General features: G+C 70.9%; 23 protein-coding genes. 22 read left to right on the top strand and 1 reads right to left on the bottom strand.

Annotated elements, in window-relative coordinates; genetic code table 11:
- The 20 genes from rho to VR45_RS22510 all read left to right on the top strand — a co-directional run.
- A partial coding sequence (gene rho / locus VR45_RS22605; RefSeq protein ID WP_052709293.1) for a transcription termination factor Rho occupies window positions 1-1,684 on the top strand: 1,684 nt, incomplete at its 5' end.
- A gap of 134 nt (window positions 1,685-1,818) precedes the next feature.
- Window positions 1,819-2,946: an LCP family protein gene (locus VR45_RS22600; RefSeq protein WP_052709292.1), complete on the top strand. Its 1,128-nt coding sequence runs from the start codon at window positions 1,819-1,821 to the stop codon at window positions 2,944-2,946.
- 176 nt (window positions 2,947-3,122) lie between these two features.
- A complete protein-coding gene (gene rpmE / locus VR45_RS22595; protein WP_045941635.1) occupies window positions 3,123-3,344 on the top strand; it encodes a 50S ribosomal protein L31 in 222 nt (73 codons plus the stop codon).
- Between the two features lie 142 nt (window positions 3,345-3,486).
- Window positions 3,487-4,563 (top strand): peptide chain release factor 1, encoded by a 1,077-nt coding sequence (gene prfA / locus VR45_RS22590; RefSeq protein ID WP_045941634.1) that lies wholly within the window; start codon window positions 3,487-3,489, stop codon window positions 4,561-4,563.
- A gap of 58 nt (window positions 4,564-4,621) precedes the next feature.
- Complete coding sequence (gene prmC / locus VR45_RS22585) at window positions 4,622-5,488, top strand: peptide chain release factor N(5)-glutamine methyltransferase (protein WP_030392793.1); 867 nt, start codon at window positions 4,622-4,624, stop codon at window positions 5,486-5,488.
- 118 nt (window positions 5,489-5,606) lie between these two features.
- Complete coding sequence (locus tag VR45_RS22580; RefSeq protein ID WP_045941633.1) at window positions 5,607-6,254, top strand: L-threonylcarbamoyladenylate synthase; 648 nt, start codon at window positions 5,607-5,609, stop codon at window positions 6,252-6,254.
- Window positions 6,255-6,283: 29 nt separating this feature from the next.
- The gene (locus VR45_RS22575) at window positions 6,284-6,925 is read left to right on the top strand and encodes a low molecular weight phosphatase family protein (protein WP_045941638.1); all 642 of its coding nucleotides are present in this window, start codon (window positions 6,284-6,286) and stop codon (window positions 6,923-6,925) included.
- A gap of 155 nt (window positions 6,926-7,080) precedes the next feature.
- Window positions 7,081-8,355 (top strand): serine hydroxymethyltransferase, encoded by a 1,275-nt coding sequence (locus tag VR45_RS22570; RefSeq protein ID WP_045941632.1) that lies wholly within the window; start codon window positions 7,081-7,083, stop codon window positions 8,353-8,355.
- 160 nt (window positions 8,356-8,515) lie between these two features.
- Window positions 8,516-9,886 (top strand): MraY family glycosyltransferase, encoded by a 1,371-nt coding sequence (locus VR45_RS22565; protein WP_045941637.1) that lies wholly within the window; start codon window positions 8,516-8,518, stop codon window positions 9,884-9,886.
- A gap of 352 nt (window positions 9,887-10,238) precedes the next feature.
- Complete coding sequence (locus VR45_RS22560) at window positions 10,239-10,613, top strand: hypothetical protein (protein ID WP_234326082.1); 375 nt, start codon at window positions 10,239-10,241, stop codon at window positions 10,611-10,613.
- Between the two features lie 285 nt (window positions 10,614-10,898).
- Window positions 10,899-11,711 carry a F0F1 ATP synthase subunit A gene (gene atpB / locus VR45_RS22555; protein ID WP_045941630.1) on the top strand — a complete coding sequence of 271 codons (813 nt, stop codon included), beginning with the start codon at window positions 10,899-10,901 and terminating at the stop codon, window positions 11,709-11,711.
- A 96-nt stretch (window positions 11,712-11,807) separates the two neighbouring features.
- The gene (atpE, locus tag VR45_RS22550) at window positions 11,808-12,044 is read left to right on the top strand and encodes an ATP synthase F0 subunit C (RefSeq protein WP_030392786.1); all 237 of its coding nucleotides are present in this window, start codon (window positions 11,808-11,810) and stop codon (window positions 12,042-12,044) included.
- Between the two features lie 34 nt (window positions 12,045-12,078).
- Window positions 12,079-12,636 carry a F0F1 ATP synthase subunit B gene (locus VR45_RS22545; protein ID WP_045941629.1) on the top strand — a complete coding sequence of 186 codons (558 nt, stop codon included), beginning with the start codon at window positions 12,079-12,081 and terminating at the stop codon, window positions 12,634-12,636.
- Window positions 12,633-13,448: a F0F1 ATP synthase subunit delta gene (locus tag VR45_RS22540; RefSeq protein ID WP_045941628.1), complete on the top strand. Its 816-nt coding sequence runs from the start codon at window positions 12,633-12,635 to the stop codon at window positions 13,446-13,448. Before VR45_RS22545 ends, VR45_RS22540 begins: the two co-directional genes overlap by 4 nt.
- 155 nt (window positions 13,449-13,603) lie before the next feature.
- Entirely contained in the window at window positions 13,604-15,178 is a 1,575-nt protein-coding gene (gene atpA, locus VR45_RS22535; RefSeq protein WP_045941627.1) for a F0F1 ATP synthase subunit alpha, read from the top strand.
- A gap of 32 nt (window positions 15,179-15,210) precedes the next feature.
- Entirely contained in the window at window positions 15,211-16,122 is a 912-nt protein-coding gene (locus VR45_RS22530; protein ID WP_045941626.1) for a F0F1 ATP synthase subunit gamma, read from the top strand.
- Window positions 16,123-16,124: 2 nt separating this feature from the next.
- Window positions 16,125-17,570 (top strand): F0F1 ATP synthase subunit beta, encoded by a 1,446-nt coding sequence (atpD, locus tag VR45_RS22525; RefSeq protein WP_045941625.1) that lies wholly within the window; start codon window positions 16,125-16,127, stop codon window positions 17,568-17,570.
- Window positions 17,571-17,756: 186 nt separating this feature from the next.
- The gene (locus VR45_RS22520) at window positions 17,757-18,140 is read left to right on the top strand and encodes a F0F1 ATP synthase subunit epsilon (RefSeq protein ID WP_030392780.1); all 384 of its coding nucleotides are present in this window, start codon (window positions 17,757-17,759) and stop codon (window positions 18,138-18,140) included.
- Window positions 18,141-18,287: 147 nt separating this feature from the next.
- Entirely contained in the window at window positions 18,288-18,788 is a 501-nt protein-coding gene (locus VR45_RS22515; protein WP_045941624.1) for a DUF2550 domain-containing protein, read from the top strand.
- 114 nt (window positions 18,789-18,902) lie between these two features.
- Window positions 18,903-19,475: a cob(I)yrinic acid a,c-diamide adenosyltransferase gene (locus tag VR45_RS22510; RefSeq protein ID WP_045941623.1), complete on the top strand. Its 573-nt coding sequence runs from the start codon at window positions 18,903-18,905 to the stop codon at window positions 19,473-19,475.
- 34 nt (window positions 19,476-19,509) lie between these two features.
- On the opposite strand, the gene VR45_RS22505 is transcribed toward VR45_RS22510, so the two are convergent.
- Window positions 19,510-20,106: a hypothetical protein gene (locus tag VR45_RS22505; protein WP_052709291.1), complete on the bottom strand. Its 597-nt coding sequence runs from the start codon at window positions 20,104-20,106 to the stop codon at window positions 19,510-19,512.
- A 156-nt stretch (window positions 20,107-20,262) separates the two neighbouring features.
- Here VR45_RS22505 and VR45_RS22500 point away from each other — a divergent pair, with 156 nt between their 5' ends.
- A complete protein-coding gene (locus VR45_RS22500) occupies window positions 20,263-21,474 on the top strand; it encodes a histidine kinase (protein WP_045941622.1) in 1,212 nt (403 codons plus the stop codon).
- Window positions 21,471-22,121, top strand: a complete 651-nt coding sequence (locus VR45_RS22495) for a response regulator transcription factor (RefSeq protein WP_045941621.1) — start codon at window positions 21,471-21,473, stop codon at window positions 22,119-22,121. Before VR45_RS22500 ends, VR45_RS22495 begins: the two co-directional genes overlap by 4 nt.
- Window positions 22,122-22,403: the final 282 nt, after the last annotated feature.

Below are 22,403 nucleotides of genomic sequence, written 5' to 3'. Positions count from 1 at the left end.
CCGTCGGGCCACCTCCGCCGCCGGTGCGCCGGTGGCCGAGGCCACCGAGGCGCCCGCCGCCGTGGCGACCGAGGCCAAGCAGGCCGAGGCCCGTCCCGAGGGCGCCCGCGCCCTGGAGGGCCGCGAGGAGGGTCGCACCGAGACCCGCCGCGACCGCCGGGACCGTCGCGACCGCCGCGAGGGCGGCGAGCGCGAGGGCCGCCAGGAGACCGCCGAGGCCCCGGCCGGCCAGGACGGCGACGGGCGCGAGTCGCGTCGCGACCGCCGCAACCGCCGGGACCGGACCGACCGCCCCGAGCGTGCGGACCGCACCGACCGTGCCGACCGCCAGGGCGGCCAGCAGGGCACCCAGGGCGAGGGCCAGCAGAGCCGCCAGCCCGCCACCCAGCAGGCCCAGCCGCAGGCGCAGGCGCCGCAGGGCGGTTTCGACGACGACGAGTTCGGCGACGGCCGGCGCGGCCGCCGCGGCCGTTACCGCGACCGCCGGGGCCGCGGCAGCCGCCGCGAGGGCTTCGAGGCCGGTGTCGCCGAGCCGCAGATCGGCGAGGACGACGTCCTGATCCCGGTCGCGGGCATCCTGGACATCCTCGACAACTACGCGTTCGTCCGCACCTCGGGCTACCTGCCGGGCCAGAACGACGTCTACGTCTCGCTCGCCCAGGTCCGCAAGAACGGCCTGCGCAAGGGTGACGCCATCACCGGTGCGGTGCGCCAGCCCAAGGACGGCGAGCGCCGCGAGAAGTTCAACGCCATGGTGCGGCTGGACTCCGTCAACGGCATGGACCCGGAGAGCGGCCGCGGCCGCCCCGAGTTCAACAAGCTGACCCCGCTGTACCCGCAGGACCGGCTGCGTCTGGAGACGGACCCGGGCATCCTGACCACCCGGATCATCGACCTGGTGTCGCCGATCGGCAAGGGCCAGCGCGGTCTGATCGTCGCGCCGCCGAAGACCGGTAAGACCATGGTGCTGCAGGCGGTCGCCAACGCGATCACCCACAACAACCCCGAGTGCCACCTGATGGTCGTCCTGGTCGACGAGCGTCCGGAAGAGGTCACCGACATGCAGCGGTCGGTGAAGGGCGAGGTCATCTCCTCGACCTTCGACCGCCCGGCCGAGGACCACACCACCGTCGCCGAGCTGGCCATCGAGCGCGCCAAGCGCCTGGTGGAGCTGGGCCACGACGTGGTGATCCTGCTGGACTCGATCACCCGTCTGGGCCGCGCCTACAACCTGGCGGCGCCGGCCTCCGGCCGCATCCTGTCCGGTGGTGTCGACTCGACCGCGCTGTACCCGCCGAAGAAGTTCTTCGGTGCCGCGCGCAACATCGAGAACGGCGGCTCGCTGACCATCCTGGCCACCGCGCTGGTCGAGACCGGCTCGCGGATGGACGAGGTGATCTTCGAGGAGTTCAAGGGCACCGGCAACATGGAGCTCAAGCTCGACCGGAAGCTCTCGGACAAGCGCATCTTCCCGGCCGTCGACGTGGACGCCTCCAGCACCCGCAAGGAGGAGATCCTGCTCGGCGCCGACGAGCTCGCCATCGTCTGGAAGCTGCGCCGGGTGCTGCACGCGCTCGACTCGCAGCAGGCGATCGAGCTGCTGCTGGACAAGATGAAGCAGACCAAGAGCAACGCCGAGTTCCTGATGCAGATCGCCAAGACGACCCCCGGGTCCAGCGACTGACCTTCCTCGGTACACGGACGAGCCCCGGCCCGCGCGAGCGGCCCGGGGCTCGCCGCGTTCCGGACCGGTGTTTGTTCCAGACTTGGGACAGTCTGGACTCTTTCAAGCATCTTGTCCGATTTATTCTGGACCGTATGGCCGAACACAAGAGGGTCCCGAGCCGCCGCCGCAAGCTCCTGCGCGCGGCCGCCTGCGGGTCCGTCGCGCTCGTCGTCCTCGGCGCCGGGGCCGCCGGGTACGCGTACCTGCGGCTGGACGGCAACATCAAGAGCGTCGACATCGACGGCCGGCTCGGCACCTCCCGCCCGCCCACGGCCACCGACGGCTCGTTCAACCTGCTGGTGCTCGGCTCGGACTCGCGGGACGGCGGCAATGCGGACCTGGCCGGCGGCGACACCGGCGGCACCGCCCGCTCGGACACCGCGATGGTGCTGCACGTCAACCAGGACCACTCCCGCGCCGACGTGGTCTCCATACCGCGCGACACCCTCGTCCCGCGCCCCGAGTGCACCGACCGGCAGGGCCGGGCGGTGCCGGCCGCCAAGCGCGCGATGTTCAACAGCGCCTACGAGGCCGGCGGCGCGACCTGCGCGGTGAAGACCGTCGAGCAGCTCAGCGGGCTGCGGATGGACCACTACGTCGAGGTGGACTTCGCCGGCTTCGCCCGGCTCGTGGACGCGGTCGGCGGCGCCACCGTGACCACCACCGTGGCCATCCACGACAAGGACAGCGGCCTGGACCTCCAGCCCGGCGAGCACCACCTCGACGGCAAGCAGGCGCTCGCCTTCGTCCGCACCCGGCACGGCGTGGGGGACGGCAGCGACCTCGGCCGGATCGAGCTGCAGAAGCAGATGGTGCGCTCGCTGCTCAAGCAGGCCGGCGGCGTGGGGCTGATGACCAACCCGGTGAAGCTCTGGTCGGTCGGCGACACCCTGACCCGCTCGATCACCACCGACTCCGCGCTCGCCTCGGTGAACTCCCTGGTCGGCCTGGCCGAGCAGCTCAAGGGGATCGGGCCGGACCAGCTCGGCATGGTCACCCTGCCGGTGACGGCCGCCCCCGGCGACCCGGACCGGGTGGTCCAGCTGCAGCCGCAGGCCGACCAGCTGTGGGCGGCCCTGAAGGCCGACCGGCCGGTCCCCGAGGCCGTGGCCGCCACCCAGCCGCCCAACCCCGCCCAGGCCACCCCCACGGCCCCGGCGAAGGCACCCACGGCGGCGCCCACGAAGGCACCCACGACCGCCCCCGCCCGACGCGGCTGAGCCCCGGGCGAGACCCGGCCGGCCCCCGGCGGGGTCCGGCGGGGTCCGGAATATCCCGGAGCGCCCCCCGGTTTGGGAAGAAGCGGCCGGTCCTGGCAGACTGGTCCGTCGGTCCCGGTTCACGAGCGGCGTCCCCGCCGCCGACCCGGTGCCCTCCCGAACACTAGGAGAACCCCTTGAAGTCCAACGCTCACCCCGAGTACGTGCTCACCCACGTGACCTGCACCTGTGGTGCCGAGTTCACGACCCGGTCGACCGAGAAGAGCGGCGAGATCCGCGCCGAGGTCTGCTCGCAGTGCCACCCGTTCTACACCGGCAAGCAGAAGATCCTCGACACCGGTGGCCGCGTCGCCCGCTTCGAGGCCCGCTTCGGCAAGACCCACAGCGCGAAGGCCTAGCGCTCCCTCGGCGCCGGTTTCCGGTGTCCCCGTACTTGTTTCGGGGGCACGGGGAACCGGCGCCGTTCGCGTCCCCCGCACCCTCCGCGCTCCGCGGTCCCCCTCAGATCCACCCGCCGATCCCCGGGAAGAAGGCCACCCCATGTTCGAGGCAGTCGAAGAGCTCCTCGTCGAGCACGCCGCCCTCGAGGCGAGGCTGGCCGACCCGTCCGTCCACGCCGACCAGGCGAACGCCCGCAAGCTGGCCAAGCGCTACGCCGAACTGACGCCGATCACCCGGGTCTTCCGGGCCTGGCGGCAGGCCGGCGAGGACATCGAGGCCGCCCGCGAACTCGCCGCCGAGGACCCGGAGTTCCTCGCCGAGGTGAAGTCCGGCGAGGCCCGGCGCGAGGAGCTGACCGAGGAGCTGCGGCTGCTGCTGGTCCCGCGCGACCCGAACGACGAGAAGGACGTCATCCTGGAGATCAAGGCCGGTGAGGGCGGCGAGGAGTCCGCGCTGTTCGCCGGCGACCTGCTCCGGATGTACCTGCGGTTCGCCGAGCGGATCGGCTGGAAGACCGAGCTCATCGACTCCAACGAGTCCGACCTCGGCGGCTACAAGGACGTCTCGGTGGCCGTGAAGACCAAGGGCAACGCCGAGCCCGGCCAGGGCGTCTGGGCCCGGCTGAAGTACGAGGGCGGCGTGCACCGCGTGCAGCGCGTCCCCGCCACCGAGTCCCAGGGCCGCATCCACACCTCGGCGGCGGGCGTGCTGGTCACCCCCGAGGCCGAGGAGGTCGAGGTCGAGATCGTCGCCAACGACCTGCGGATCGACGTGTACCGCTCCTCCGGCCCGGGCGGCCAGTCGGTCAACACCACCGACTCCGCGGTCCGGATCACCCACCTGCCGACCGGTATCGTGGCGTCCTGCCAGAACGAGAAGAGCCAGCTGCAGAACAAGGAGCAGGCGATGCGCATCCTGCGTTCGCGGCTGCTGGCCGCCGCGCAGGAGGAGGCCGAGCGCGAGGCCTCGGACGCGCGCCGCAGCCAGGTCCGCACGGTGGACCGCTCCGAGCGGATCCGGACGTACAACTACCCGGAGAACCGCATCTCGGACCACCGGACGGGCTTCAAGTCGTACAACCTGGACCAGGTGCTGGACGGCGAGCTGAACGCCGTCATCCAGTCCTGCGTCGACGCGGACGCCGCGGCCAAGCTCGCCGCGGCCCAACAGAACTGACACCGGCGGCGGCGGGACCGACGTCGAGGCCGGAGAGCGGAAGCAAGAGGTCGTACGGATGAACCTGCTACTCGCCGAGGTGGCCCAGGCCACCCAGCGGTTGGCCGCGGCCGGCGTGCCGTCGCCGCGCTTCGACGCGGAGGAACTCGCCGCACACGTCCACAACGTCAGGCGCAGCCAGCTGCACACCGTCAAGGACGCCGACTTCGACGCCCGGTACTGGGAGGCGGTGGCCCGGCGGGAGGCCCGCGAGCCGCTCCAGCACATCACCGGCCGGGCGTTCTTCCGCTACCTGGAGCTGGAGGTCGGCCCCGGCGTCTTCGTGCCCCGCCCGGAGACCGAGTCGGTGGTCGAGTGGGCCATAGACGCCGTCCGCGACATGGACGTGGCCGAGCCGCTGGTGGTCGACCTCTGCTCCGGCTCCGGCGCCATCGCGCTCGCCCTCGCCCAGGAGCTGCCCCGCTCCGTCGTCCACGCCTTCGAGCTGGACGAGGGTGCGCTGCCCTACACCCGGCGCAACATCGGGTCCTCGCCCGACCGCGCCCGGGTCACCCTGCACGAGGGCGACGCCACCCGGGCCTTCGAGGACGACCGCGCCTGGGACGGCCGCTTCGACCTGGTCATCTCCAACCCGCCGTACATCCCGCTCACCGAGTGGGAGTACGTGGCGCCGGAGGCCCGCGACCACGACCCGCAGATGTCGCTGTTCTCCGGCGAGGACGGCCTGCACACCATCCGCGGCATCGAGCGCGTCGCCGCCCGCCTGCTGCGCCCGGGCGGCGCCGTGGTGATCGAGCACGCCGACACCCAGGGCGGCCAGGTCCCGTGGATCTTCAACGAGGAGGCCGGCTGGACCGACACCGCCGACCACCGCGATCTGAACAACCGCCCGCGCTTCACCACGGCCCGCAAGGCGTCGCTGTGACCGACCGGGTGACCGACGGGCACCGCGGCCCGTCGGGGCGCCGGAGCGGCGCCGCCGACACCAGCACGAGCACCACCACGAGCACCACCATGAGCCCGTCCGGAAGGGGACCGCACCGATGAGCCGCCGCTACGACTGTGCCGATGCCGGGGACCGCGCCACCGGTCTGTGTGAGGCCGCCTCTGCCGTCCGCCGCGGCGAACTCGTCGTGCTGCCCACCGACACCCTCTACGGGGTGGGCGCGGACGCCTTCTCCCCGGAGGCGGTGGCCGCCCTGCTCGCCGCCAAGGGCCGCGGCCGCAACATGCCCTCGCCCGTCCTGGTCGGCTCGCCGACCACCCTGCACGGCCTGGTCACGGACTTCTCCGAGCAGGCCTGGGAGCTCGTCGACGCCTTCTGGCCGGGCGGGCTCACCCTGGTCGCCAAGCACCAGCCCTCGCTGCGCTGGGACCTCGGCGAGACCCGTGGCACCGTCGCGGTCCGGATGCCGCTGCACCCGGTCGCCATCGAGCTGCTGAACGCCACCGGTCCGATGGCCGTCTCCAGCGCCAACCGGACCGGCGGCCCGTCCCCGGCCACCTGCGACGAGGCCCAGCAGCAGCTCGGCGACGCCATCTCGGTCTACCTGGACGGCGGCACCGCCGACCACGCCCAGGCCTCGTCGATCGTCGACGTCACCGGCAAGGTGCCGGTACTGCTGAGGGCCGGCGCGATCTCCGTCGAGCAGCTGAGGGAGGTCGTCCCCGACCTGGAGGCCGGCAGTTGACGGCCGCCTCCCTCCATGCCGGGCCCGGCATATCGCCGTACCTGAGCGTGGGACCCAGGCCGCTGGACCACTTCCGGATCCTGTACGTGTGCACCGGCAACATCTGCCGCTCGCCGATCGCCGAGCGGCTCACCCGGCGTGAGCTGGACACCCGGCTGAACCCCCGGGTGGCCGGCCGGATCCTGGTCGAGTCGGCCGGCACCTGGGGCCATGTCGGCGCGCCGATGGAGGACCACGCCGCCACGGTGCTGGACGAGTACGGCGCCGACAGCGGCGGCTTCACCGGCCGCGAACTGCTGGACGAGCACGTGGTCGAGGCCGACCTGGTGCTCACCGCGACCCTGGACCACCGGGCCCAGGTCATCTCCATGGGCCACGAGGCGGGGCTGCGCACCTTCACCCTGAAGGAGTTCACCCGGCTGGTCCGGACGATCGACCCGGGGACCCTGCCGGACCCGCGCCGCGGCGCCGACGTCACCGAGCGCGCCCGGGCCCTGGTCCGGGCCGCCGCGGCGCTCCGCGGCTGGCTGCTGGCCGCCGACCCCGAGACGGACGAGCTGCACGACCCGTACGGCGCGCCGATCGGGATGTTCCGCAACTGCGGCGAGGAGATATTCCACGCCGTCGACCCCGTGGTCACCGCTCTCACCGGGGTCCGCGCGCTGCACTGAGCACCGCCTGCTCACCGGCCGGTCGCCGTGGCACCGCCGGCCCGGTCGCGCCGCTTCGTACGGCCGGGCGTACCCCGGCACGCGCCGCCGTGCCGGGGCGCGTGGGCGGTCCTACGCTGGAGGGATCCGACCCGACGCGCCCGGGAGCCTCCGCCATGACCGTCACCGATGCCGCGACCGGCCCCGTCGAGACCCCCGAGGCGCTCTCCGCCGCCCTGTTCCGGGCCGATCCCCAGCTGGCCGACCTGATGGCCGCCGAGGCCGAACGGCGGGCCGAGACGATCCAGCTGCTGGCGGGGGAGAACCTCACCCGCCCGGCCGTGCTGGCGGCCCTCGTCGGCCCGCTGATCGACAAGTACGCCGAGGGCTACCCCGGCCGCCGCCACCACACCGGCTGCTCGCTCGCCGACGCCGCCGAGCTGCTGGCGATCGACCGGGCCCGCGAGCTGTTCGCCGCCCCGCACGCCAATGTCCAGCCGCGCTCCGGCACCGCGGCGATGCTCGCCGCCTACGCCGCGCTGCTGCGGCCCGGCGACGTGGTGCTCGCGATGTCGCTGGAGCACGGCGGCCACCTCAGCTGCGGCTCGCGGGCCAACTTCTCCGGCCGCTGGTTCGACTTCGTCGGCTACGGGGTGCGCCGCGAGGACGGCCTGATCGACCTCGACCAGGTCCGCGAGCTGGCCCTGCGCCACCGGCCGAAGGCGATCGTGGCAGGCTCCATCTCCTACCCGCGGCACCCCGACTGGGCCGCCTTCCGGGCGATCGCCGACGAGACGGACTCCTACCTGGTGGCCTCCGTCGCGCAGACCACCGGCCTGGTCGCGGCCGGTGTCGCGCCGTCCCCGGTGCCGTACGCGGACGTCACCGTGGCGGCCACCCACAAACTGCTCCGGGGCCCGCGCGGCGGTCTGCTGCTGTGCACCGCCGAGCTGGCCGAGCGGGTCGACCGGGCGGTCTTCCCGTTCAGCCAGGGCGGCGCCGCGATGAACGAGGTGGCCGGCAAGGCCGTCGCGCTGGCCGAGGCCGCCACCCCCGCCTTCCGGGCCTACGCCCACCGCACGGTGGCCGGGGCACGGGTGCTCGCGGACGGGCTCGCGGCGGTGGGCGCGCGGCCCTTGACCGGGGGGACCGACACCCATCTGGTGACCGCCGACGTCGGCGCGCTCGGCGTCAGCGGGGCCGAGGCGGAGCGCCGCTGCGCGGCCGCCGGGCTGCTGCTCGGCAAGTGCGCGCTGCCGTACGACCCGGCGCCGCCGTCCGAGGCCTCCGGGATCCGGCTCGGGACCGGTACCGTGACCACGCAGGGCATGGGGGAGTCGGAGCTGGCGGAGATCGCCGCCCTGATCGGACGGCTGCTCGCCGGGGGTACGGACGTCCGGGTGGCGGAGCGGGTCAGGGAGCTCGCGCGGGCCTTTGCCGTGCGGCGTTGACCGCGCTTCCGAATCTCCTACCCGGTAGGGCGAACCGCGATGCGTGCCACCGGCGTCCGACTCAATAAGGTGTGTGCCGTGGCGACGCACCTCGAACCTCGGACAGGCACGGGAGTACCTTCGGTACCCAACCGTCGGACAGCGCTGCGGGAGGCCAGTGGTGCGTGAGTATCTGCTGGTGCTGTTCTGCACCGCGGCGGTCACCTATCTGCTGACCGGCCCGGTCCGGAAGTTCGCCATCGCGGCGGGGGCGATGCCCCCGGTCCGCGCACGCGACGTGCACCGCGAACCGACGCCGCGGCTCGGCGGCATCGCGATGTTCGGCGGACTCTGCGCGGGCATCCTGGTCGCCTCCCAGCTCGACAACCTGAGCAAGGTGTTCTCCCAGGGCACCGACATCCGCGCGCTGCTCTCCGGCGCCGGCATCATGTGGCTGCTCGGCGTGCTGGACGACAAGTGGGGCGTGGACGCCCTGGTGAAGCTGGGCGGCCAGATGATCGCCGCCGGTGTGATGGTCTGGCAGGGCGTCACGGTGATCACCCTGCCGGTGCCCGGCGTCGGGCCGGTCGCGGTCAGTCCGACCCAGGGCATGGTCATCTCGGTGGTCCTGGTCGTCGTCATGGTCAACGCGGTGAACTTCATCGACGGACTGGACGGCCTGGCGGGCGGCATGGTCTGCATCGCCGCGATCGCCTTCTTCCTGTACTCGTACCGGCTCTGGTACGGCTACACGATCTCCGACGCCGCCCCCGCGGTGCTGTTCAGCGTGCTGCTGATCGGCATGTGCCTGGGCTTCCTGGCGCACAACATGCACCCGGCCCGGATCTTCATGGGCGACTCCGGCTCGATGATGCTCGGCCTGATGCTGGCCGTCGCCGCGATCTCCATCACCGGCCGGGTCGATCCCGACCTCATCACCAGCGAGCTGGGGTCGCAGACCGCCACCGTGCACGCCCTGGTGCCGATCTACATCCCGCTGCTGCTGCCGCTGACGGTCATCGCGCTGCCGCTGGCGGACCTGCTGCTCGCCGTGGTCCGCCGCACCTGGGCGGGCCAGTCCCCGTTCGCCGCCGACAAGCGGCACCTGCACCACCGACTGCTCCAGGTCGGCCACTCGCACAGCCGCGCCGTACTGATCATGTACTTCTGGGCCGCGCTGATCGCCTTCGGGACCGTCGCCTTCTCGGTCACCAACACCGGCCGGACCGTCGTCCTCACGCTGGCCGGGCTCTGCCTGGTCGGCCTGGTGGTGCTGCTCACCCCGCGGTTCCGGCCCCGGGCCCCGCGCGCGGTGCAGGCCTTCGTGCCGCCGCGCTACCGCCGCCGTCCGGTGACCAGGCCCGCTGCCGCTGCTGCCGCCCCGGCCGCGGAGAGCACCGAGCTCACCGCCGAATCGGCCGGGCGTACGGACTCCGAGCCGATGGCCGAACTGTCGGCCGAGGACAAGCGTCTGCTCGGCGGAGTGCCCAAGGGATCCTCGGCGGTCACCGGCCGCGGACACGGCAACGGCCGCGGCCACGGCGAGAGGTGAGGGCGCGTCAAGCGGGTTCACCCGAACGGCGGCACCCTTGGGCCATCGGTGTGACAGGTGCCACATATTCATGGTAAAGCTCTCATCAAATAGTTTGTGATACCGTTCACGAGTACCGAGAACGCGCCGAAAGACCTGACAGGTGGATGACTTCCGTCCCTGGCGGGTCCCACTCGACGGGCTCGCCGTCGAGCGGCCGGCCCGCGGTGGTTCCGGTCCGGTATCACCACCGAGTTCTGTGCCCGTCCCCCCGCCACATCGACATGCCGCCGGAGTTGCCGACATGCCGTCCGACGGCGCCCGGAGCCTCCGAGGCGCCGCGATCCCCACTGCGGTCGCCGGAGTCATCGCCATGGCGATCTCCTTCGCCGTCGCGGGGGGCAAGGGCCTGCTCGGGGCCCTCTTCGGCGCCCTGCTCGTGCTGGTCTTCTTCGCCTCCGGCCAGGTCGCCCTCGACCGGCTGACCAGGTCGAACCCGCAGATGATGATGGCCGTCGGGCTGCTGGTGTACACCACGCAGATCCTGCTGGTCGGCATCGTGCTGGCGGTCTTCAAGGACACCGAGCTCTTCAACCGGCAGGCCTTCGCCTTCACCCTGCTGGGCTGCGTGCTGATCTGGACGGGCTTCCAGGTGCGCGGCTTCCTCAAGGCCAAGACCTTCTACGTCGAGACCGACGCCTCCGAAAACAAGGCCGAGAAGCCCTCGGACAAGGGGCGTCAACAGTGACGACGGCCCACTGTCCCCCCAACGAGGGGGGCGGTGTTTATGCCGCACTGACGGACTGCTATCGTCCGTCGCAACAACGGAGTACGGGAAGAGGCCAGGTCCATCCGCAGCGCGGATCGATCGCCCCCCGGATCCGCGCAGTCTTCGATGATCCCGCTGTGGTGCAGTGCTCTGCCGCGCGGGGTCGGCGAGAAACCCATCAAGTTCCAGTGCCGCTCCGTGGCCGCAGGCCATGCCGACACACCGAGGTTGCCGTAACCATGCGTCACGACGAAGGAGTCCGTGGTGAGTGCTGAACTCACGTCCCTCGCCTCAGGCAGTTGCCACTTCGGGGACGCTGGCTGCGGCTTCCCGGCCCCGGGTCTGAACGAGTTCCAGTTCGAGCCGATTTTCACCATCGGCAGCTTCGAGTTCAACAAGCCGATGCTGCTGTCGATGATCGTGGCTGTCCTGGTCATCGGCTTCTTCTGGGCCGCCTTCGCGAAGCCGAAGCTCGTCCCCGGCAAGCTGCAGCTGGTCGGTGAGATCGGCTACGACTTCGTCAAGCGCTCCATCGTGCTGGAGACGATCGGCAAGCGGGGCGAGAAGTACGTCCCGATGCTCGTCTCGATGTTCTTCATCATCTGGCTGATGAACATCCTGTCGGTCATTCCCTTCGCCCAGTTCCCGGTGACCGCGGCGATCGCCTTCCCGGCCGGCCTCGCGGGCGTCGTGTGGGTGACCTACATGGGTCTGACCTTCAAGAACCACGGCTTCGTCGGTGGTTTCAAGAACCTCTGCTGGCCGTCGGGGATCCCGGGCTGGGTCATGTTCATCCTGGTGCCGATCGAGTTCTTCTCGAACATCTTCGTGCGCCCCTTCACGCTCGCGGTCCGAGCCTTCGCGAACATGTTCGCCGGCCACCTGCTGATCGTGATGTTCTCCATCGCCTCCTGGTACCTGCTCAGCCCGACCCTGGGCGCGCTGTACGGCTCGGCCTCGTTCATCGTCGCCGTCGGCCTCACCGCCTTCGAGCTGCTGGTCCAGTTCCTGCAGGCCTACATCTTCGTGATGCTGGCCAGCAGCTACATCGCCGGTGCCCTGGAAGAGGCGCACTGAGCCCGGGCCCCTCACCGGGCCCGCCACGATCCACACCTCCCGGAATGCCCGGTGGCCAATCACCACCGGTTCACCACCCTGCAAAGGACAACTGCAATGAGCTTCCTCGCTGAGGGCACTGTCTACGGTTCCGTCGCCTCGATCGGCTACGGCCTCGCCGCCATCGGCCCCGGCATCGGCGTCGGTCTGATCTTCGGCAACGGCGTCCAGGCCATGGCCCGCCAGCCCGAGGCTGTCGGCCTCATCCGTTCCAACATGTTCATCGGCTTCGCGCTCACCGAGGCCCTCGCGCTGATCGGCATCGTCATGCCGTTCGTCTTCGGCAACAAGTAATCCCGCCGCAGACCCATTCGAGGAAGGTCCAGATATGAGCATCGCGGCTCAGCTCGCGGCCGAGGAGAAGATGAACCCTCTCCTCCCCGCTTGGCCCGAGATCATCATCGGCCTGCTCTGCTTCTTCATCGTCTTCGGTCTCCTCGGCAAGAAGATCCTCCCCAGCATCGAGAAGGTGCTGGCGGAGCGCCGGGATGCCATCGAGGGCGGCATGGAGCGCGCCGAGGCCGCTCAGAACGAGGCGCAGGCCCTGCTCGAGCAGTACCGCGCCGAGCTCGCCGAGGCGCGCCACGAGGCTGCTCGCATCGTTGAGCAGGCTCGCGAGCAGGGCGCTGCCCAGCTCGTCGAGATGCGCGAGGAGGGCCAGCGTCAGCGCGAGGCCATCGTCGCCGCCGGCCACGCCCAGATCGAGGCCGACAAGAAGCAGGCGACCGCCGCCCTGCGCCAGGACGTGGGCTCGCTGGCCACCCAGCTGGCGTCCCGCATCGTGGGTGAGTCCCTCGAGGACCAGACGCGGCAGAGCGGCGTTGTCGACCGCTTCCTGGACGAGCTGGAGGCCAAGGCCGCCGTTGCTCAGGGTGCGGCGAAGTGATCGGCGCCAGCCGTGAGGCCCTCGCCGCCGGGCGGCAGAACCTCGAGAGCCTGACCGACTCCACCTCGGTGGACGCGGCCCGGCTCGCCGGGGAGCTCACCGCCGTCACGGTCCTGCTGGACCGCGAGGTCTCGCTGCGACGGGTCCTGACCGACCCGTCCCGGTCGGGTCAGGACAAGGCTCAGCTGGTCTCCTCGCTGCTGGCCGGCCAGGTCTCCGGCGAGACGGCCGACCTGGTCTCCGGCCTGGTCCGCTCCCGCTGGTCGGGTGGTCGTGACCTGGTCGACGCCGTGGAGGAGCTGGCCGCGTACGCGGAGGTCATCGCCGCCGACAGGGCCGGCGCCCTGGACGACGTCGAGGACGAGCTCTTCCGCTTCGGCCGGGTGGTGAGCGGCTCGCACGAGCTGCGCGCCGCGCTGACCGAGCCCAAGGCGGGCGCTGTCGCCAAGGCGGGCCTGATCAAGAAGCTGCTCGGCGGCCGCGCCAACGCGGGCACCGTGCGGCTGGTCACCGGCCTCGTCAACAACCCGCGTGGCCGTAGCCTGGAGCAGGGGCTGGAGTCCTACTCCAAGCTCGCCGCCGCCCGGCGCGATCGCATGGTGGCCCAGGTCACCACCGCGGTGCCGCTGTCGGACAGCCAGAAGGAGCGCCTGTCGGGCGCCCTCGGCCGGCTGTACGGCCGCCAGGTCCACCTGAACATCGATGTCGACCCCCAGGTCGTCGGCGGTGTCCGGGTGCAGATCGGTGACGAGATCATCGACGGCACCGTGTCGAGCCGCCTTGAGGGCGCTCGCCAGGTACTCGAAGGCTGAGCACCGAAGCAGCACATCCGACCCTCGGTCGGGAAACCGGCTCCACCGGAGTCGGCAAAACGTACGGCCGGTTCATACGACCCGGCCGAGAGTCGAGCACTTGCGGCCCTCAATGGCGGGCCGAGGATCGCAAACTAGGAGAGCAGGGAAGCCTGATGGCGGAGCTTACGATCCGTCCGGAGGAGATCCGGGACGCGCTGGCCGACTTTGTCCAGTCGTACCAGCCGGACGCCGCCTCTGTGGAAGAGGTCGGCACGGTCACTGACGCGGCGGACGGCATCGCGCATGTCGAGGGCCTGCCCTCGGTCATGGCGAACGAGCTGCTGAAGTTCGAGGACGGCACGCTCGGCCTCGCGCTGAACCTCGACACCCGCGAGATCGGTGTCGTCATCCTCGGTGAGTTCGGCGGCATCGAGGAGGGCCAGACGGTGCGTCGCACCGGCGAGGTCCTCTCCGTGCCGGTCGGCGACAACTACCTCGGCCGCGTCGTGGACCCGCTGGGCAACCCGATCGACGGTCTTGGCGACATCGCCGCCACCGGTCGCCGCGCCCTGGAGCTGCAGGCCCCGGGTGTTATGGCCCGTAAGTCGGTCAAGCAGCCGCTGCAGACCGGCATCAAGGCCATCGACGCGATGACCCCGATCGGCCGCGGCCAGCGCCAGCTGATCATCGGCGACCGCCAGACCGGCAAGACCGCGGTGGCTGTCGACACGATCATCAACCAGCGCGACAACTGGCGCTCGGGCGACCCGGAGAAGCAGGTCCGCTGCATCTACGTCGCCGTGGGCCAGAAGGGCTCGACCATCGCGTCCGTCCGTGGCGCCCTGGAGGAGGCCGGCGCGCTGGAGTACACCACCATCGTGGCCGCTCCCGCCTCCGACCCGGCCGGCTTCAAGTACCTGGCTCCGTACACCGGCTCCGCCATCGGCCAGGAGTGGATGTACGACGGCAAGCACGTCCTGATCATCTTCGACGACCTGTCGAAGCAGGCCGAGGCCTACCGTTCTGTCTCCCTGCTGCTGCGCCGCCCGCCGGGCCGCGAGGCGTACCCGGGCGACGTCTTCTACCTGCACTCCCGTCTGCTGGAGCGCTGCGCGAAGCTGAACGACGCGCTGGGCGGCGGCTCGATGACCGGTCTGCCGATCATCGAGACCAAGGCCAACGACGTGTCGGCGTACATCCCGACCAACGTCATCTCGATCACCGACGGCCAGTGCTTCCTGGAGTCCGACCTGTTCAACGCCGGCATCCGCCCGGCCGTGAACGTCGGTATCTCGGTCTCCCGCGTCGGTGGCTCCGCCCAGATCAAGGCCATGCGCTCGGTCGCCGGCCGTCTGCGCCTGGACCTCGCCCAGTACCGTGAGCTGGAGGCCTTCGCCGGCTTCGGTTCCGACCTGGACGCGGCCTCCAAGGCCCAGCTGGAGCGCGGTGCGCGCATGGTCGAGCTGCTGAAGCAGGGCCAGTACCAGCCGTTCCCGGTCGAGGAGCAGGTCGTCTCGATCTGGGCCGGCACCAACGGCAAGCTGGACGACGTCCCGGTCGCCGAGATCCGCCGCTTCGAGCGCGAGTTCCTGGACTACGTGCGCCTGCAGCACAAGGACCTGCTCGCGGGCATCGTCGAGACCGGTCTGCTCGCCGACGGCACCGTCGACGCCCTGACCGCCGCGATCGGCGAGTTCAAGCAGGGTTACCAGACCGCTGACGGCAAGCTGCTCTCCGAGCAGGCCTGAGTCCGGTAGCGAGGGAAAGGACGTAACGACCCATGGGAGCACAGCTTCGGGTCTACAAGCGCCGGATCCGCTCTGTCACCGCGACGAAGAAGATCACCAAGGCGATGGAGATGATCTCCGCGGCGCGCATCGGTAAGGCGCAGCGCGCGGTGGCCGCCTCCACCCCGTACGCCGATGAGCTCACCCGGGCGGTGACGGCAGTGGCCACCCGGTCCACCGCCAAGCACCCGCTCACCAGCGAGAACCCGAACGCCACGCGTGCCGCAGTCCTGCTGATCACGGCGGACCGCGGTCTGGCGGGCGGCTACTCGTCCAACGCCATCAAGGCCTCGCTGGCGCTCGCCGAGCGCCTGCGGTCCGAGGGCAAGGACGTGGTGACGTACGCCGTCGGCCGCAAGGGCGTCTCGTTCTACGGCTTCCGTGACCTCGCGGTCGCGGAGTCGTGGACGGGCTTCTCGGACAAGCCGACCTACGCCGACGCCAAGCTCGTCTCGGCCGCGCTGATCGAGGCCTTCACGGCCGAGACCGGCGGGGTGGACGAGGTCCACGTGATCTCGACCAAGTTCGAGTCGATGCTGACGCAGACCGCCGTCGACGCGCGGCTGCTGCCGCTGAAGCTCGACGAGGTCAAGGTCAGCGAGGAGTCGTCGGCGAAGGAGATCTTCCCGCTCTACGACTTCGAGCCGTCGGCGGAGGGCGTCCTCGACGCGCTGCTGCCGCGGTACGTGGAGAGCCGGATCTACAACGCGCTGCTGCAGTCGGCCGCTTCCGAGCACGCCGCCCGCCGCCGCGCGATGAAGAGCGCGACGGACAATGCCGGCGAGCTCATCAAGTCGCTCACGCGGCTTGCCAACTCGGCCCGCCAGGCCGAGATCACCCAGGAAATCAGCGAGATCGTCGGTGGCGCGAACGCGCTCGCTGACGCGAGCCGCGGGAGCGAATGAGTATGACTACCACTGTTGAGCCGACCACGGCGACGGGCCGCGTCGCGCGGGTCATCGGCCCGGTCGTCGACGTGGAGTTCCCCGTCGACGCGATCCCGAACATGTTCAACGCCCTGCACGTCGAGGTGGACAACCCCGACGGCAGCGGCAAGAAGATCCTCACCCTCGAGGTCGCCCAGCACCTCGGCGACGGCCTGGTCCGCGGCATCTCGATGCAGCCGACCGACGGCCTGGTCCGTGGTTCGCAGGTCACCGACACCGGTTCCGCCATCTCGGTGCCGGTCGGCCAGATCACCAAGGGCAAGGTGTTCAACGCCCTCGGTGAGGTGCTGAACGTCGACAAGGACGAGTTCGAGTCGCAGGTCCAGGTCCGGTGGCCGATCCACCGCAAGGCCCCCGACTTCAAGGACCTCGAGTCCAAGACCGAGATGTTCGAGACCGGCATCAAGGTCATCGACCTCCTCACCCCGTACGTCACCGGTGGCAAGATCGGTCTGTTCGGTGGTGCCGGTGTCGGTAAGACCGTTCTGATCCAGGAGATGATCTACCGCGTCGCCGAGAACTTCGGTGGTGTGTCGGTCTTCGCCGGCGTCGGCGAGCGTACCCGTGAGGGCAACGACCTCATCGACGAGATGGTCGACTCGGGCGTTCTGGACAAGACCGCGCTGGTCTTCGGCCAGATGGACGAGCCGCCGGGCACCCGTCTGCGGGTCGCGCTCTCCGCGCTGACCATGGCGGAGTACTTCCGTGACGTCGAGAAGCAGGACGTGCTCCTCTTCATCGACAACATCTTCCGGTTCACCCAGGCCGGTTCCGAGGTGTCGACCCTGCTCGGCCGCATGCCCTCCGCGGTGGGCTACCAGCCGAACCTGGCCGACGAGATGGGCCTCCTGCAGGAGCGCATCACCTCGACCCGCGGTCACTCGATCACCTCGATGCAGGCGATCTACGTCCCCGCGGACGACCTGACCGACCCGGCCCCGGCCACCACCTTCGCCCACCTGGACGCGACGACCGTTCTGTCGCGCCCGATCTCGGAGAAGGGCATCTACCCGGCCGTCGACCCGCTGGACTCCACGTCCCGCATCCTCGACCCGCGGTACATCGCGCAGACCCACTACGAGACGGCCATCCGTATCAAGGGGATCCTGCAGAAGTACAAGGACCTCCAGGACATCATCGCCATCCTCGGTATGGACGAGCTGTCGGAGGAGGACAAGATCACGGTCCACCGTGCCCGTCGCATCGAGCGCTTCCTCTCGCAGAACACCTACGTGGCGAAGCAGTTCACCGGTGTCGAGGGTTCGACCGTGCCGCTGTCCGAGACCATCGAGGCCTTCAACTCGATCGCGGACGGCAAGTACGACGCCGTTCCCGAGCAGGCGTTCTTCATGTGCGGTGGCATCGAGGACCTCGAGCGCAACGCCGCCGAGCTCGCGAAGAAGTAGTCGCGGCCGGTAGCAGCCGAGCGTGATCGCGAGGGGTGGGCCCCAGCCCTGGGACCCACCCCTCGCGTCGCATCGGCTGTGATTCCGGTCAAATCCGTGCCGCCGGTTTCATGCCGGGGGCGCGGGCCCGTTATTCTTACCGAAACTCCCGAGTAATCGGGGGTTGCATGAGCCTAGGAGCCCACGTTGGCTGAGCTGCACGTCGAGCTGGTCGCAGCCGACCGCAAGGTGTGGTCCGGTGCGGCCACCATCGTCGTCGCCCGTACGGCCTCCGGTGACACCGGCATCATGCCGGGTCACACCCCGGTGCTGAGCGTGCTGGAGACCGGTCCGGTCACCATCCGCACCACGGACGGCGGCACCGTGATCGCTGCGGTGCACGGCGGCTTCATCTCCTTCGCCGACAACAAGCTGTCTCTGCTCGCGGAGATCGCCGAGCTGGCGGACGAGATCGACGTCGCGCGCGCCGAGCGCGCACTGGACAAGGCCAAGTCCGACCTGGACGAGCACGCCGAGCGGCGCGCCGAGGTCCGGCTGTTCGCGGCGCGCGGCCTCAAGGCCCGCGCCTGATTGTGCCGGACCCCGCCTGAGCGGGGTCGACCGACGGTCCCGGGGACGCGTGAGCGTGACCCCGGGACTGTCGTCTCAGTTGGTAGGTCAACGCGGTCGCCTGGTACGGCCGAACGGGGAACGCGGGTAGCGAGGAGGTAGGTGAGCATGGTCCTCGCCCTTGTGGTGTGTGCGGCGGTCGTGGCGCTCGGAGTGATCGGGTTGGTCGCGTTCGCGGTACGCCGCCGTGTGATCCAGCGGGTCGGCGGCACCTTCGACTGCAGTTACCGGCTCAAAATGCCTGTCGACGCCTCCACGCAGCCCGACCTCGACGAGAACGGCAAACCCACCTCGGCCCCGGTTCCCCAGACCGACGGCAAGGGGTGGGTTTTTGGTATCGGCCGGTACAGCGGCGACTCCATCGAGTGGTTCCGGGTCTTCTCCTACGCCCCGCGCCCCCGCAAGGTGCTGCCGCGCCGGGAGATCGAGGTGCTGGGCCGGCGCTACCCGGAGGGGCAGGAGGAGCTCGCCCTGCTCTCCGGCTCGGTCGTGCTGCGCTGTCTGCACGACGGCGCCCCGCTGGAGCTCGCCATGAGCGAGGACGCGCTCACCGGCTTCCTCGCCTGGCTCGAAGCGGCCCCGCCCGGGCAGAGGGTGAACGTCGCGTAGCGACGGGACCCTCGGGGTGGGGGTCCCCCCGGCCGGAGGCTGGGGGAGGTCAACGTCGCGCAGCGACGTTTTCGGGGGTTAACGCCGCCTAACCGGCCCGGCTAGGGTGGCCGCATGGTCAATCTGACGCGCATCTACACCCGTACCGGCGACGACGGCACCACGGCGCTCGGTGACATGAGCCGCACGAGCAAGACCGATCCCCGCCTGGTCGCCTATGCGGACGCCAACGAGGCCAACGCCGCGATCGGCGTGGCGATCGCGGCCGGCGCGCTGCCGGCCGATGTGGTCACGGTGCTCACCCGGGTGCAGAACGACCTCTTCGACGTCGGTGCCGATCTGGCCACCCCGGTGGTGGAGGACCCCAAGTACCCGCCGCTGCGGGTCGAGCAGTCCTACATCGACAAGCTGGAGACGGACTGCGACCACTACCTGGCGGAGCTGGAGAAGCTGCGCAGCTTCATCCTCCCCGGCGGCACCCCGGGCGCCGCGTACCTGCACCTGGCCTGCACGGTGGTGCGGCGGGCCGAGCGGGCCACCTGGGCGGCGATCGACACCCACGGGGACACCGTCAACCCGCTGACCGCCAAGTACCTCAACCGGCTGTCCGACCTGCTGTTCATCCTGGCCCGGGCCGCCAACAAGGAGCGCGGCGACGTGCTCTGGGTGCCGGGCGAGAACCGCTGAGACGACCGCACCCGCGCCCGCGTCCGCCGCTGTCCTAGTGGTGCTCCGCCCGCTCGGGGATCTGCCAGCCGACGATCCGGCCGTCCTCGACGATCGCGCCGGCCGGCGGCTGCTTCGGCCAGAGGGTGTAGCTGGTGGCGATGACGAGGTTCACCACCGCGGCGATGCCCAGCCGCCAGTACCACTGGTCGAACACCCCGGTCCCGGTGGCGTCGGTGAAGAGCTTCAGCGCGGTGATCAGGGTGAGCGTGATCGCCACCGAGACCAGGGTGCGCCGGCAGATCCGCCACTCGTGCCGGCTCCGGGCGGTGCCGTACTTGGGCGCGGGCAGCGGCTTCGGGCCGCCGCCGAAGCGGTGCTGGAACCGGTCGTCGGCCCAGCGGACCACCGACGGCCCGTAGCCGACCGAGAAGCCCAGGTAGCTCGCGGCGAGCGCGTGCGTCCAGGAGGCGGTGGCGCCGCCGCGCAGGTCGAGGAAGGTGAGCAGGAACAGCGCCAGGTCGATCACGGGCAGCCCGACCAGCAGGACGGTGCTCACCCTTTGCCACCGCAGCAGGTAGCGGGCGGCCAGGCCCAGCGCGAGAACCACCCAGAAGGCGACCTCGGCGGCGAGGACAAGAGTGACGATCATGGTGTGCTCCAGTTCTCGACGACGCTCCCAGCCTCCCCGCGGCACCCCCGCGCGCGCGTCGTCGGCGGGGACGGACCCGTTCTGCATCTTTCGATGTAGCGGCGCTCCTCCCGCCTCCGGAGTCGGCCGCGGGGCCGGGGATGATCTGATGGGGCCGTGCGCAGACCCACACCCACCCCACGGCAGGTCGATGCCACGATCGCGCTGGCCGGGCTGACCGGCGGACTGCTGCTGATCGCCTTCCAGGTGTACGACCACTCCTCGGCCATCCCCCGCTGGCAGGTGCTGCCGGCGCTGCTGGCGATGGCGGCCCTGGAACTGGTCCGGCGGACCAGGCCGATCACCATCGCGGTCCTCGGCGGGCTGGTCTTCGCCGGGAGCATCTTCTCCGGCGCCCTGCTGGCGACCACCATCATGTACACCGACCTGCTCTACGCGGCGGTGTTGTACGGGCCCCGGCGGATGTCGCCGATCCTGCACATCAGCGGCACCATCTCGGTGCTGGTGCTGACCACCCTGAGCTTCGTCTACAGCGACACCGGTACGGCCGTCACGGTGGTGGTGATCAGCACCCTGGTCTTCCTGGGCCCGCTCTGGAGCGCCGACATCGTGCGCAAGCACCGGCAGGAGGCGGAGACCCAGCGGCTGCGGGCGGAACAGACCGCGCTGCTCTCGGAGATGGACCGGCGCGAGGCGGTGGTCACCGAACGGGCTCGGATGGCACGCGAGTTGCACGACGTGGTGGCCAACCACCTGTCGGCGATCGCGATCCACGCGACCGGCGCGCAGTCGATGGCGCGGCGTCAGGGGCGGCCGGCGGAGGATCCGGTGCTGGAGGTGCTCGGCGTGATCCGCGAGAACAGCGTCCAGGGTTTGGCCGAAATGCGTCGCATCGTCGGGCTGCTGCGGGACAGCGGCGGCGGCGAGGCCGACGAGTCGTACGCCGCGCCGGACCTGTCGGCGGTGGACGCGCTGCTCGCCAAGGCCCGGGCGGCCGGGCGGGACGTCGGGCTGGACTTCGAGCTGACCGAGTGCGGCGAGCGCGGGGTCCTGCCGGTGCCGGTCGGGCTGGCCGCGTACCGGATCGTGCAGGAGTCGCTGACCAACGCGCTCAAGCACGCCGGCCCGGGGGAGGTCCGGGTGCTGCTGGACTTCCGGGCCGAGGAGCTGCGGATCAGTGTGGACAGCCCGTTCCGGAGCGGGGCCGGGCAGGCGCTGCCGGGTGCCAGGGCCGGGCTGGTCGGCATGGCGGAACGGGCCTCGCTGCTCGGCGGCAGCTTCGAGGCCGGGCCGAGGGACGGGAGCTGGAACGTGCGCGCGGTACTGCCGCGGGAGCAGGCGACGCAGGAAGGGGCGGGACGGTCATGACGATCCGGGTGCTGGTCGCGGAGGACCAGGCGGCGGTCAGGGCGGCGCTGGTGATGATCCTGCGGGCCGAGCCGGACCTGGAGGTGGTCGGCCAGGCGGCGGACGGCGAGGAGGCCGTCCGGCTGGCGCTGGAGCTGCGGCCCGACGTGGTCCTGATGGATGTGCAGATGCCCCGGCTGGACGGGGTCTCGGCGACCCGCCAGGTGGTGGCGGCCGGGGCGGCGCAGGTCCTGGTGCTGACGACCTTCGACCTGGACGAGTACGTCTACGGGGCGCTGCGGGCCGGGGCGGCCGGGTTCCTGCTGAAGGACCTGGAGGCGGACGCCCTGGTCGACGGCATCCGCACGGTGGCGCGCGGGGACGGCATGCTGGCGCCCTCGGTGACCCGCCGGCTGATCGGGACCTTCGCCCGTCCGGAGCGGCAGGTGGGGCCGGAGGTCCGGGCGGCGGTGGCCGGGCTGACGCCGCGCGAACGGGAGGTGCTGGCCTGCATCGGCGCCGGGCTGTCGAACGGTGAGATCGCCGGGCGGCTGGAGATGGCGGAGGCGACCACCAAGACCCATGTCAGCCGGATCCTGGCCAAGCTGAGGCTGCGCAGCCGGGTGCAGGCGGCGATCCTGGCCCAGGATCTGGGGCTGATGATCTGACTGGTCCGATCGATCCGATCAGCTGACCTTCTCGCCCGCTCAGGTCTGTCGCAGATCACACCCCCGGAAGCCACCACAGGCGCCGAATCGGCATTAAAGTCCCGCCCATGAGTGATGCGGCTCGGCGGGCGACCCCTGCCTTGAGCCGCCTTCAGGGCCCGCCCACCAGGGCGGCGACGGCATCGGGAGACCAAGCCATGAGCAGTGCGTCCAGCAAGCAGATCGCCGTGATCGGGGCCGGCCTGATGGGCGCCGGCATCGCCCAGGTCTCCGCCCAGGCCG

Origin of the sequence: Streptomyces sp. NRRL S-495, assembly GCF_000966955.1 — a bacterium.
GTDB classification, from domain to species: domain Bacteria; phylum Actinomycetota; class Actinomycetes; order Streptomycetales; family Streptomycetaceae; genus Kitasatospora; species Kitasatospora purpeofusca.
The sequence above is the reverse complement of the archived record's forward strand: the minus strand, read 5'-3'. Positions and strand labels throughout refer to the sequence as shown.